Annotated in this window: 9 protein-coding genes and 1 pseudogene; 7 read left to right on the forward strand and 3 right to left on the reverse strand. The window is 70.8% G+C overall.

Going from position 1 to position 11,942, the window contains the following annotated elements; genetic code table 11:
• The first annotated feature begins 9 nt into the window (after window positions 1-9).
• The 3 genes and pseudogenes from BZY54_RS04590 to BZY54_RS04600 all read left to right on the forward strand — a co-directional run bounded on the left by BZY54_RS04590 (window position 10) and on the right by BZY54_RS04600 (window position 2,269).
• Window positions 10-1,104: an O-antigen ligase family protein gene (locus BZY54_RS04590; protein WP_244216964.1), complete on the forward strand. Its 1,095-nt coding sequence runs from the start codon at window positions 10-12 to the stop codon at window positions 1,102-1,104.
• Between the two features lie 259 nt (window positions 1,105-1,363).
• Window positions 1,364-1,553, forward strand: a pseudogene (locus BZY54_RS04595) (transposase); the annotation flags it as partial.
• Between the two features lie 332 nt (window positions 1,554-1,885).
• Complete coding sequence (locus BZY54_RS04600) at window positions 1,886-2,269, forward strand: hypothetical protein (protein WP_086723249.1); 384 nt, start codon at window positions 1,886-1,888, stop codon at window positions 2,267-2,269.
• A gap of 904 nt (window positions 2,270-3,173) precedes the next feature.
• On the opposite strand, the gene BZY54_RS04605 is transcribed toward BZY54_RS04600, so the two are convergent.
• Complete coding sequence (locus BZY54_RS04605) at window positions 3,174-3,749, reverse strand: TetR/AcrR family transcriptional regulator (RefSeq protein WP_158103811.1); 576 nt, start codon at window positions 3,747-3,749, stop codon at window positions 3,174-3,176.
• Between the two features lie 137 nt (window positions 3,750-3,886).
• Here BZY54_RS04605 and BZY54_RS04610 point away from each other — a divergent pair, with 137 nt between their 5' ends.
• Window positions 3,887-4,501: an LmeA family phospholipid-binding protein gene (locus tag BZY54_RS04610; protein ID WP_086723251.1), complete on the forward strand. Its 615-nt coding sequence runs from the start codon at window positions 3,887-3,889 to the stop codon at window positions 4,499-4,501.
• An 85-nt stretch (window positions 4,502-4,586) separates the two neighbouring features.
• Window positions 4,587-6,836, forward strand: a complete 2,250-nt coding sequence (locus BZY54_RS04615) for an MMPL family transporter (protein ID WP_086723252.1) — start codon at window positions 4,587-4,589, stop codon at window positions 6,834-6,836.
• 77 nt (window positions 6,837-6,913) lie between these two features.
• On the opposite strand, the gene BZY54_RS04620 is transcribed toward BZY54_RS04615, so the two are convergent.
• Window positions 6,914-8,098 carry a serine hydrolase domain-containing protein gene (locus tag BZY54_RS04620; RefSeq protein WP_086723253.1) on the reverse strand — a complete coding sequence of 395 codons (1,185 nt, stop codon included), beginning with the start codon at window positions 8,096-8,098 and terminating at the stop codon, window positions 6,914-6,916.
• 163 nt (window positions 8,099-8,261) lie between these two features.
• Here BZY54_RS04620 and BZY54_RS04625 point away from each other — a divergent pair, with 163 nt between their 5' ends.
• Entirely contained in the window at window positions 8,262-9,584 is a 1,323-nt protein-coding gene (locus BZY54_RS04625; RefSeq protein ID WP_086723254.1) for an MFS transporter, read from the forward strand.
• A gap of 20 nt (window positions 9,585-9,604) precedes the next feature.
• Here the strand turns inward: BZY54_RS04625 and BZY54_RS04630 are convergent, their stop codons facing one another.
• Complete coding sequence (locus tag BZY54_RS04630; RefSeq protein WP_086723255.1) at window positions 9,605-10,201, reverse strand: TetR/AcrR family transcriptional regulator; 597 nt, start codon at window positions 10,199-10,201, stop codon at window positions 9,605-9,607.
• 165 nt (window positions 10,202-10,366) lie between these two features.
• Between BZY54_RS04630 and BZY54_RS04635 the strand changes: the two genes are divergently transcribed.
• Window positions 10,367-11,941 carry a class I adenylate-forming enzyme family protein gene (locus BZY54_RS04635; protein ID WP_086723256.1) on the forward strand — a complete coding sequence of 525 codons (1,575 nt, stop codon included), beginning with the start codon at window positions 10,367-10,369 and terminating at the stop codon, window positions 11,939-11,941.
• Window position 11,942: the final 1 nt, after the last annotated feature.

Genomic DNA, 11,942 nt, shown 5'->3' on the forward strand with positions numbered 1-11,942 from the left:
GGGCGATGGGTGCGGTCCAGCGAGGTGACGTCCGTGGGCGGGGCGGACGGCGGAAGACGCGCGCACGACGAGCGGCGCAACGTTTCTGATGCCGCCGGTGTGGTGGTGCTGGGCGCCTGCGCCACCTGGTCGCTGGTCACGGGCACCCTGAACGAGGGCCGGCCCGAGGGCGTGCTGCTCGCCGTGCTGGCCGTGGCCGCCGGGTACGCGGCGGGCCGTATGGGCGGCGCGCTGCTGCCGGTGGCCGCGCCCTGCGCCGGGGCGCTGGCCGGTCCGGCGCTGGTGGTGGCCGTCCCCGGGCTGGCCGCGGGGCCGCGGTTCGCCGCCCCGCTGGGTCACGCCGGTGCCACCGCCGGCCTGCTGGCCCTGTCCGTGGGTGCCGCCTGCTGCGCCGCCTGGGCCGCGTCCGCCCCGGCCCTGCGGATCGCGCTGCGCGCCTTGGCCGTCGCGATCGTGCTGACGGCGGCCGTGCTCGGCTCGAGCAGCGGGGTGGTCTGCTGCACAGTTGTGCTGCTCTGCTCGCTCGCCGCGGGCCGGATGCGCCGACGCGGCCCCGGCATCGCGGGCCTCGCCCTCGTGGCGGCCGCGGTCACCGGGACTAGTTGGGCTCTTGCCGCCCGGATCCTGCCCGACGGGCTCACCGAGTCCCTGGAGGGCTGGCTGACCCCGCGCCGCGTCGAGCTGTGGCGGGACGCCCTGCGCCTCGCCCACCGAAACGCGGGCCTGGGTGCCGGACCGGACCGCTTCGGGGAGTTCAGTCCGACGGCGGCGCAGGCCCTGCAACCCGACGGCAAGCCGCACTCGGCGCTGTTCCAGCAGGCGGCCGAGCAGGGGCTGATCGGTGTGGGGCTGCTGGCGTTGGCGTACGGCTGGATGCTCTACGCGCTGTTGCGCACCGCGCGGCCTACGCCGCTCGCCCTCACCGCGGGCGCGGCGCTGACGGCGCTGGCGGTGATCGCCACGGTCGGTGACGCGCTGAGCTTCACCGCCGTCTCCGTGGGCGCGGGCCTCCTGGCCGGGATGGCCACGGCACACCCGCTGGCCGACGAGGCCGGCGCGACGGTGACGCGGGAACGGCCCGGGCGCGACCGGATGACGCCGTGACGAACCCCGGGCTGCGGTCACCAACTCCGCGATCATGAACGGTCGTGACCGACGACCAGGGTGTGCCTGCCCGCAGTCGGCGAGCCGGCCGCGGCTGCGGTGACGTCGTACCCCTCGTGTCGGGGGGAACACCCCCGGCCGGGGCAAGTCCCCGACACGGAAGGTCCCGAGCAGGCCTCCCCTGTCCTGCGCCCGCTGCGCCTTGAGAGTCCAGCGCGTGGTCCGCACGCCCGCTTCGAGCACCCCCTGCTCCGCACCTTATCTGCTCGGCTTCTCCACCCGCCGGGTCGAGAAGCTGGCTGACTCCCTCGGTGTCCCAGGTCAGCGCGATGGCCAAGCACCTGGACGAGCAGGTCACCGTGTTCCGCAACCGGCCGTTGGACGCCGGACCATACACGTTCGTCTGGATGGACGCGCTGACCCAGAAGGTGCGGGAGGGCGGCCGGATCAGGACCAGCCTAGTGCGGAGCGAAGTCCTCGTACCGGGGCGAGGCTTGGCTACAGCCTCACGCACGGACACGGTCACCGTCTCTCCGAACGCGCTCTTGACCGTGCTCTACCCGATCGGGCGGTACGTCCGACGGCCGGCCCGTCAGACCGCCCGCTCGCCACCGCCGTCGGCACTGCCAGCGCAGGATGTGGCCGACTACGCGACCGCCTCTGAGCCCAAGGGTCCGGCGGGCGGTTCGCGACCCAGGGCGGGGTTATCCACAGCCTCCCGCGCGAAGAGCCGCAGGGCCGTACGGTGCTGCTCCACTGATCACAAGCACGGGGGTGTGGCATGCCGTACCGGGTTGATCTCGCGTTCCAGGTCGAGGAGACGCTCGAGGAGCTTCCGGAGGAAGGGCGGCAGGAGGTCATGCAGACGATCGCCGCGGCGCTCGTCGAGACCGAGTCGCGGCAGGCGCCGGGCGGGCTGGATGGCGCGCTGCAGCACAGTTCGCCGGGCTCGCGCTTCACCAGATCCTTGCCCTTGCGATCGCGGACATCTGCGTCAAACGCGCACGATGACTGCGCTCCAGCTCCGGGCAGGCCGTCGCACGAGGTCAGGGCGCTGGCGACAACGTGGTCGATCGGTGTGCCGCCCGGTCAGCGTCGGCAACCCCGGCATATGGCGTACTTCGTGCGCTGGAGGGGCTTGGTTCAGGGATGTCGACGAACGTGATGCGGTGATGCCGCGGAACCTCCGTCACTTGTGCGGAGGACTGGCCGCGGGACAGCGGGAGCAGGCACGTGGCGGCCATTCCGGCCAGGATGAGGGCGCAGCTGGCCCATGCCGGAAGCGGCAGGTGCTCGTGCAGGAAGAGCATGCCTATAGGGCCGCTGCCAGTGGTTCGGCGAGGCTGAGGGTCCCGGCGGTGGTCGCCCGCACGCGGCTGAGGCCAGCGGTGAACAGCCATTACGCTCCCCGGTGCACGACAGCACCACCATCGCGTTGGTCACCTGGCTGGGGCTGGCCACCACCGCCGCCGTAGCAGGTGCCGGCAGCCACGCCAAGGAAGGCCAGGACGGGGCGTCTTGCTGAGTCTTGCTGACCTGCGAGGACAGCACCACCCAGAATGAACCAGCACGCCCGATCAAGGATTCGATTCCACTCCCGAACGCCTTCCAGTCGATGACCCTGCCGGTCGCCGCAACGGTGAGGTCGGGGATCCGTCACGTGCGTCGAACACGATCATCCGCGCCCTTCCATCTCGTTGCTGGCTCGGTGCCGAGTCGCGTGGAGCCCGGGCCACGGCTCGGTCACTCGTCCAGGCAGCATCGAGGCTTCGACAGGTTCACGCCGTGCCGCCAGGCGCTCCGGTACCCGAGGAGCGTTGTGCGCCGTGATGTCTTGCAGCTGGTCAAGTCCCCGGTCACGCTCCTCCATACGCGCCCGATGCGTGAGCGACTGCCCGGCGCAGGCCATCATGAGCGGGCCAAGCAGGAAGCCACGCGGCGCTGAGGCGCCAGGCGGCCCGCCGGTATCAGCCCGGTCTGCGGGATGCGGATGCGCGGCCGGTGGGGACCGGGTCGGCGGAGGTGGCCGGCTCGGCCTGAACGTGGAGGCAGCAGAGCAGGACGTCCCGTCACACTCCGCCGCTGGGCAGAACGGCGAACGCCTCGTGCAGGACTTGTGCGAAGTCCTCGACCGAGGGCGGCGGCCCGGTCGGCGCGCCGTCGCGGGTGGTAAAGGCGATCAGGGCACTGCGTATGGCGGCGACCGAGGCACGGGCCAGGACGGAGGCGTGCAGGGCGCGGGTGCGTGCCAGTTCGTCCGGTGACCGGCGTGCGAGACGGTCGGCGAGTGCTTCGGCTATGCCGTCCTCGAAGTCGGCGAGCACGCTGGTGCGCCGTGCGCCGGTGGACAGGGCGCGGGGCGGCGCGCCGACGAAGAGGATGCCAAGACCGCCGTCAAGGTCCTGGGCGGCAGCAAGCAGGCCATTGAGGACGGCGGTGTAAGGCGGCTCACTCGACGGGCGGCCGGCGATCTCCTTCGCGAGCAGCGGTACGAAGTCGAGGACCTCGGCGAAGACCAGGTCCTCCTTCGAGGGGAAGTAGCGGAAGAAGGTGCGTTCGGTCACACCGGCCGCCGCGGCGATGTCCTTGACCGTCGTCTCCTGGTAGCCGCGCTCCGCGAACATTCGGGTGGCTGCACGCAGCAAGCTCCCGCGTGTGGCGGCCTTTTTCCGGTCTCGCCTGCCCGTCTCCTGCACGTCCTGCTCCTCCACGCATTCATCCTGGCATGCCCGCCATCCGGGCTCGGCAGCACACTCACGAAAAGTGTCAGTCATGACAGTATGTGTATCGTGTCAGTCATGACACTTTCTGGTGGGCTGGTCTCCAGGCTGCGCTTGCGGCGCCGGCCTTACGGCAGAGGCAGTGGTCCAGGACCGGATCGCCGGTCGGCTCGCCGACCCTGGCCGGGAAGCGCCTCGGCACGAGACCGGCGGTCGGGCTTGGCGGCACGCCCGCGCTGTTGCAACTGGAGCGCGGCAGCCTCCCGGATGTCGAGCTGACGGCGCACGGGGTGTCCGCCCGGCACATGACCGGCCTCGGCATCGAGGCCCACCTCCGTAAGGTGCGCCGGAGCGGGAAGGGAAGCGTGGTCGATTCGTCCACCGTGACCGTCGACGTCAACTCCGCCTCCCTGGCCGGCGCCGGCGCGAGTCGCCCGAACAGCGTGGTGGTGCCCGGCCCCGTGAACGGACGGCTGGTCGTGCATCTCGGCCATGGCCATGCCGGTGCCCTGGCCGTCCCCGTCTCGCCTGTCCTGGACGGCCGGACGATCCGCGTCACGACCGGTCGGCCCACGTTCACAGGAAGTCCCCTCCCCGACGCCCTGACGAAGAAGATCACGGCCAAGGTCGCCCGCGCCGTGGCCCTGAGCGGCGGCCCTGCCGCCTTCCGTGCCTGACCCCGTACCGCCCGGCCCCGTACGCCGGTTCCTCGCCGGACGTGCCGCTCAACCCTGCAAGTCACCCTCAAGGAGCACTTTTTCCATGGCTTCCCTCCTCTACCGGCTCGGCCGCGGTGCCTTCCGGCATCGCCGGGCGGTGCTGGCCGCCTGGCTGCTGGTGCTGACCGCGGTGGTCACCTGCGTGATCACGTTCGGCGGCACGACCGACGACGAGTTCACCGTCCCGGGCTCACCGGCCCAGACCGCGATGGACACCCTCAAGAAGGAGCTGCCCTCGGCGGCCGGGACCAGCGCCCAGGTCGTCTTCGTCGCCCCCAAGGGCCACAAGATCACCGAGCCGCAGTACGCGAAGGCGGTCAGCGCCACCATGGCGAAGGCCGACAAGGCTCCGCAGGTCGTCGGCGTCACCGACCCCGTGCAGAGCAAGGTCATATCGCCTGACCGCACAGCCGCGCTCGGCCAGGTTCGCTACCAAGTCAGCCGCGCCGGCCTGCACGACGACAGCCTCACCTCGCTGGAGAAGACCACCCAGCCCGCAAAGGATGCCGGGCTGACGGTTGAGGTCGGCGGATCCGCGTACGGCAGCAGCAAGAGCACGGGCCACACCAAGGAACTGATGGGCGTGGCCGTCGCCCTCGTCGTCCTCACGATCACTTTCGGCTCGCTGTTCGCGGCCGGCATGCCGCTGCTGACGGCGATCACCAGTGTGGCCGTCACCCTGCTCGGCCTCTCGGCCCTCACCGGGGTGCTGACCATCTCCAGCACCGCGCCTTCCCTGGCCTCGATGCTGGGCCTTGCGGTCGGTATCGACTATGCCCTGTTCATCCTCTCCCGCCACCGCTCCCAGCTCGCCACCGGCATGGATACCGAGGAGTCCGCCGCCCGGGCCACCGCCACCGCGGGCAGCGCGGTCGTCTTCGCCGGCTTGACGGTGATCATCGCGCTGTGCGGGCTGGCCGTCGTCCGCATTCCGTTCCTGACCGTGATGGGTCTGGGCGGCGCCGGTGCCGTCCTCATCGCGGTGGGCGTCTCCACCACGCTCCTGCCGGCCTTGATGGGCTTCGCAGGTGAACGGCTGCGGCCCAGGCCGGGCTCGCGCGCCGCCCGCCGCGAGCAGGCCGCGCACGGCACCGGGCACGGCGGACGCCGCACGATGGGCGAGCGCTGGGGCAGGGTCGCTATCCGCCGGCCGCTGCTGACCCTGCTGGCCGTCCTGATCGGTCTGCTCGCCGTCGCGGTCCCGGCCAGGGATCTCCAACTGGCCCTGCCCGACAACGGATCCGCCCCCACGAGCAGCAGCCAGCGGCAGGCGTACGACACCATCTCCGAGAAGTTCGGGCCCGGCTTCAACGGGCCGCTCCTCGTACACGCCGACACCTCCCGCGCCACGGACCCGCAAGCGGCCGCCGCCACGCTCGTCAAGGACCTGAAGGCCGCCGACGGGGTCGCCGCAGTCGGCAAGCCTCAGGTCATCGACCACGGGGACGCGGCCGTCATCCAGGTGGTACCGAAGACCGGACCCTCGGACCAGAAGACGAAGGACCTCGTCCAGCACATCCGCGACGAGGCACCCACCTGGCAGCAGCAGACACAGGCCGAAGTCTCGGTGACCGGTACGACCGCCGTGAACATCGACGTCTCCGACCGGCTGGCGAGCTCTCTGATCCCCTTCGCACTCGTTGTCGTCGGCCTGTCACTGGTGTTGTTGCTGCTGGTCTTCCGCTCGGTGGTTGTCCCGTTGAAGGCCAGCCTGGGCTTCCTGCTGTCGGTGGCCGCCACCTTCGGCGCGGTCGTGGCCGTGTTCCAGTGGGGCTGGCTCGCGAGCGCGCTCGGCGTCGCGGAGACCGGTCCGGTGGTCAGTATCCTGCCCATCCTGGTGATGGCGGTGTTGTTCGGACTCGCCATGGACTACGAGGTGTTCATGGTCAGCCGCATGCGCGAGGCACATGTCCATGGCGCCGCACCGCGAGAGGCCGTGCTGGCCGGCTCGCGCCACGCCTCCCGCGTGGTCACCGCCGCCGCCCTCATCATGTTCGCGGTGTTCGCGAGCTTCTTCCCCGGCGGCAGCACCATGCTCAAGCCGATCGCCTTCGCCCTCGCCGTCGGCGTCTTCATCGACGCCTTCCTGGTCCGCATGACCCTGGTCCCGGCGGTCCTCGCGCTTGTGGGCAGGGCGGGCTGGTGGCTGCCGAAGTGGCTGGACCGGCTGCTGCCCGACCTCGACATCGAGGGCGAACGGCTGGCGGCGGATCGGCAGAAGGACCGCACCGACGGGCACGGTCCCGGTCTGCCCGTCGCGGTCGGCGGGGCCTTGCAGGAGGACCCGCACTGACAGAGCGGACGGCGCTGAGCCGACCGGAGTCCGTGGCCGTCACCCGGTCACGGACTCCGCTGTTTTCGGTGCTCGCTTTACGAGTTGAGGTGGACTCCGATGCGCACGAACGCCTGCACGAGCGGGACCGGCGGTACCACGGGTGACATGACCTGCGAGCCGAAGTGGACGATGACGAGGTCCAGGCCCGGCGAGACGAAGAGCCGCTGGCCGTGGATGCCGCTGGCCATGTAGGAGTCGTAAGGGTCGTTCAGGATCCACCACAGGTCGTGGTAGGAGAGCGTGGCCGGTGAGGCGGGAGGTGCGGCCGGGAAGCGGACCCGGCGGGGGTAGCCGTCGGGTACGCCGCTGGTGATCGTGCCGGCCACTTCCGCTGGGACCACCTGCCGGTCCCCCACCGCCCCGCCGCAGCGCAGCATCTCACCGAGCCGGGCCACATCGCGCGCCGTCGCGCTGAAGCCTCCGCAGGCGGCTTCGACGCCGTCGCCGTCCAGGATGTAGTACGCGTCCTCCTCCGCGCCGATCTTGGCCCACAGGAGGTCGCTGAGCAGGGCTGATGTGGTCAGGCCCGTGACCCGGCGAAGGACTTCCGCCAGGGTCTCCACGTTGCCGTTCTCGTAGCAGAACTCCTCTCCCGGGGCCCCGGTGGCGCGGGCCGTCAGGAGGTGCTCGCGAATGGTCGTAGGACCGCTGTAGCCGAACGGCCGCAGCTGAGAGGCGATCACCGCGTGATAACGCTGGGCCTCCATCGCCTTGTCGAAGCGGCGGCCCGCATAGCTCACCCGGGTGCCCATGTGCAGCAGGTCCTGCACCCGGGCGTCCCCGAAGGCAGTCCCAGCCAGTTCGGGGACATAGGCGGCGGCCGGGACGTTACGGTCCAGCAGCCCCCGGTGTGCCAGCGTCGCCGCGGCGAGGCCGAGGTAGGACTTGGCCGCCGAGGCGTTGAAGTGGGGCGTGTGCGCGTCGGCGCCGTGCAAGTAGCGCTCGTAGACCACCTGGCCGCGGTGCATCACCAGGAACGCGTCCGTCTGGACCGCGGCGAACAGGTCGGCGAGCTTGAGTGCGCCGGCGTCGGTGGTGACGAGGTCGAGGGCGTCGAGGTCGGCTTCACCGCGCGGCAGGGGACGTGCAGGCGCCTCGCCCCGCCAGACCCGTCGGCTAGGGGAGAGTTCGCGGCCCTGGGACGTGAAACGGCGAATCCAGCCCGGATCCGTATAGCCGCGGGTCCACATCAGATCACTCAGCGGGGCTGTCTCGGGCATGGGTCACTCCTGTTTCGGATCAGGTTTTGCGAGCGCGGTGCTCGTCGAGGCGTTGACCTCGCGGCTGTCCGGCGCCTAGGTTGCCAAATCAATCGATCGCTACCAGACAGCCTGTACGAGAACGTACTCCCATTTCAATACTCGAGAGCCGCAGGAGTGCCCGATGGTCAAGCCGCAGTTCCGACCCGCCCTCCGCCTGGATGCCGCCGGGCCGCCACCGGATCCGCGGACCGGCCGTCGACGGGCCTGGGCGGTCGCCGCGCTGATCGTGGCGTTCATGCTGGTCAACTACGCGGACAAGTCCGTCCTGGGACTCGCGGCCGTGCCGATCATGAATGAGCTGCACATCAGCAACAGCACGTACGGCCTGATATCGAGTTCGTTCGCCCTGCTGTTCAGCGTCTCCGGGCTGGTCGTCGGGTTCGTCTCCGCGCGGGCCTCCTGCCGGGTGCTGCTGTTCGTCATGGCCGGCGTGTGGGCGGTGGCGCAGCTGCCCGTGCTCTTGGTGGCGTCCGTGCCGGCGCTCGTGGCCGGGCGGGTGCTGCTGGGTGCGGCAGAGGGGCCGGCGGCGTCGATGTCCATGCACGCGTTGTACAAGTGGTTCCCGGAGGACCGGCGGGGCCTGCCGTCGGCGTTGCAGATCAGTGGCGCCGCGCTGGGCACGCTGATCGCCGCGCCGGCCGTGACCTGGCTGATCAGCGCCTTCGGCTGGCGCTCGGCCTTTGCCGCGCTGGCCGCGACCAGCGTGGTGTGGAGCCTGCTGTGGTGGCGGGCGGGGCACGACGGGCCGTACGGCCATGAGCCCGCGCACGGCGCCGCGTCCGGCACCGGAGAGGCGACCCGGCCGCCGTACCGCGCCCTGCTGCTGAACGGCACGGTGCTGGGGAGTATCGCGGGGGCCTTCGGCGCCTCCTGGGCCCTGGCCCTGAGCCAGGCGTGGCTGCCCGTCTACCTGCGCACACAGCTCGGCATGTCACCGGGCCGGGCGGCCACCCTCATCAGCGGCGTCTCGGCGTTCAGCTTCGTGCTGCTGCTGGCGGTGTCCCCGCTGGTGGACGCACTGAAGCGGCGCGGGGTGTCGAGCCGCTGGTCGAGCGGTGCGCCGCAGGGGATCGCGGTCGCCGTCGCCGCGCTGGCCATGGGGGCCTTCCCCTTCGCCGACGCCCGGCCGCTGCTCCTGGTGCTGCTTACGGTGGCGTTCGGCGCGCACGCGATCGCCTTCCCGCTGCACTACATGACGACGGCCGCCGTCGTGCCGCCCGCGCAGCGCGGAGCGGTGTTCGGCATCGTCGCCGCGACCGGCACCCTGCCCGGACTGATCACGCCGTATCTGACCGGACGCCTGCTGGACTCGGCACCCACACAGAGCACCGGATACACCCATGCGTTCCTGGTGTCCGCCGCCGTGATGCTGGTCTGCGGGCTGGTCGCCCTGACCGCGATCCGGCCCGATCGGGACGTACGGCGGCTGGGCCGGACGCGCTGAACCAGTGGGTGGGTGCGGGCTCAGGCCAGCGACTCGAAGCCGCTGGCCCAGTACCGGCCGTGCAGCGCCAGGTCGAGCAGCATGCGGACGACCTCCTCCGCCGGCAGGGTTGGGGTGTCCTGCTCGACCCACCAGCGCAGCACCGCGATCTGCTCCCCGACCCACACGCGGGCCAGCAGCTCGGGGTCGATGCGCGGCTGGACAGCGTTGCGTTCCGCACGGGCGCGGAACTCCTCGGCCGTGGCCCTGGCGCAGGCATCCACGAACATCTGCAGTGGCTTGCCGTCGCCCTCGCCGCGCAGCACGATCCGGTACAGATCACGCTCCTCACGCGCGTGCCGCAGCATCTCCAGCACCGGCTTGCCGGTGAAGCCGATCGCACTGTCGGCCACCGCGGGCGCCAGACGCTCGGACAGCTCGGCGAGCAGGTCCGCGGTCACGCACGCGAACAGGTCCTCCTTGTCACGGAAGTGCGCATAAAAGGTCGCGCGTGCCACATCCGCGCGCTCGGTGATGTCCTCCACCGTCAGCGCCGTGAAGCCCCGCTCCAGAACCAGCTCCACCAGGGCTGCCCCCAGCACCCGCCGTGAGCGTCTGGTCCGCCTGTCCTCCGCCATGCACCCTCCTCGCCTGTCACGCACGGTCATCGCGCTGTGTGCGCGCCCAGTCTAAGAGACCCTTGACACGTTAGAAGTTATTGAACAACCTGTCTGAAACTGAGCGAGATGTAAATCTAAAATCTACGGACGTGTCTTCGGACCTCATCTACTGAGTAGGCCCTCATGAACCTCGGCATCTATCTGGCGCGCAGCGCTCGCCACTGGCCCCAGGCTCCCGCCCTCGTCTGCGGGGACCGCTCCTGGACCTTCACCGACCTGGACCGGGCGGCCAACCGCCTCGCCTCTGCCCTGACCGCCCGGGGCTTCGGCCCCGGCGACGCCGTGGCCTCCCTCGCGTGGAACCGCGGCGAGCTGGTGGAGGTCGAATTCGCCCTGTACACGGCGGGATTGACGCGTGCGCCCATCAACGCCCGGCTCGGCCGCGGCGAGATCGAGCACATCCTGCGCTACGCCCCTGTACGTGTCCTCGTCTACGACGCCGCCCACCGCGAGGACGCCCTTGCCGCGATCGCCGCAGCCGGCACGGACTGCCTGCCCGTCCTGCTCGACGGACCGGACGCACCGGACGTTGCACAGTCGGGTGAGCTCTCGTACAGCGCCCTGCTGGCCGAGGGTGACGAGGCAACGGTCCGCGTCGAGGTCGACGAGGACGCTCCCTGCGTCCTGAACTTCACCTCCGGCTCCACCGGCGCGCTCAAGGCCGCCGTGCAGACAGTCGGCAACCGCCTCGCCAACATGCGCAAACAGCTGATGGCCGACGAGTCCCGCCCCCGTCCCGGCACCCGCTACCTCGCCTGCGGCCCCATCACCCACGCCACCGGCATGGGCCTGCTGGCCGGGGTTTTCGGCGGCTCCACGACCTACGTCCTGCCGGCCTGGAGCCCGCAGGCCTTCCTGGAGACGGTCGAGAAGGAACGCATCACCGCGACCTTCCTGGTGCCGGCCATGCTGAACATGGTCCTCGCCCACCCCGGCGCCGCCGGCCACGACCTGTCCTCGCTGACGAGCGTGCGCATCGGCGGCGCGCCCATCTCACCCCAGCGCCTACGGGACACGGTGGAGTTCTTCGGACCGGTCGTCGCCCAGGGCTACGGGCTCGGCGAGACCACCAGCGTGGTCGCGGGCCTGAGCAGCGAGGAGATCGCCCGGGCGGTGAAAGAAGACCCGGAGCTGCTCCAGTCCTGCGGACGGGCGTCGTACGACACCGAGATACGCGTCGTGGACGAACCGGGCCGGGAACTGGGGCCGCGCGAGGTCGGCGAGGTCATCGTGCGCGGCCCGGACTGCGTACGGGAGTACTGGCAGGAGCCGGAGCTGTCCGCGGAGACCTTCCGCGACGGCTGGGTGCACACCGGCGACCTGGCCTGGATGCGGGAGGACGGCTACCTCTTCCTGGTCGACCGCAAGAAAGACATGATCATCTCCGGCGGCTTCAACATCTACTGCACCGAGGTCGAGGCCGCCCTGTACGAACACCCCGCCGTGCAGGAAGCCTGCGTGGTCGGTGTGCCCGACGAGCAGTGGGGCGAGGCCGTCAAGGCCGTCGTCGTCACCCACGCCGGCACGACCGCCACGGCCGACGAGCTGATCGCCTTCTGCGCCGGTCGGCTGGACCGCTTCAAGAAGCCCCGCTCGGTCGACTTCGTTCCCGAGTTGCCCCACAACCGCAACGGCAAGCTCGACCGCAAGGCCGTACGCGAACCGTTCTGGGCGAACACCGCCCGCCGCGTCAACTGAT

Source organism: Streptomyces carpinensis (assembly GCF_002154505.1).
In the GTDB taxonomy this organism is placed as follows: Bacteria; Actinomycetota; Actinomycetes; order Streptomycetales; family Streptomycetaceae; genus Streptomyces; species Streptomyces carpinensis.

Bases quoted from the DNA above. Each gene is read 5' to 3' on its own strand.
- BZY54_RS04600 (WP_086723249.1), top strand. From the start codon at position 1,886: ATGCCGTACCGGGTTGATCTCGCGTTCCAGGTCGAGGAGACGCTCGAG.
- BZY54_RS04635 (WP_086723256.1), top strand. From the start codon at position 10,367: ATGAACCTCGGCATCTATCTGGCGCGCAGCGCTCGCCACTGGCCCCAG.
- BZY54_RS04615 (WP_086723252.1), top strand. From the start codon at position 4,587: ATGGCTTCCCTCCTCTACCGGCTCGGCCGCGGTGCCTTCCGGCATCGC.
- BZY54_RS04630 (WP_086723255.1), bottom strand. From the start codon at position 10,201: ATGGCGGAGGACAGGCGGACCAGACGCTCACGGCGGGTGCTGGGGGCA.
- BZY54_RS04620 (WP_086723253.1), bottom strand. From the start codon at position 8,098: ATGCCCGAGACAGCCCCGCTGAGTGATCTGATGTGGACCCGCGGCTAT.
- BZY54_RS04625 (WP_086723254.1), top strand. From the start codon at position 8,262: ATGGTCAAGCCGCAGTTCCGACCCGCCCTCCGCCTGGATGCCGCCGGG.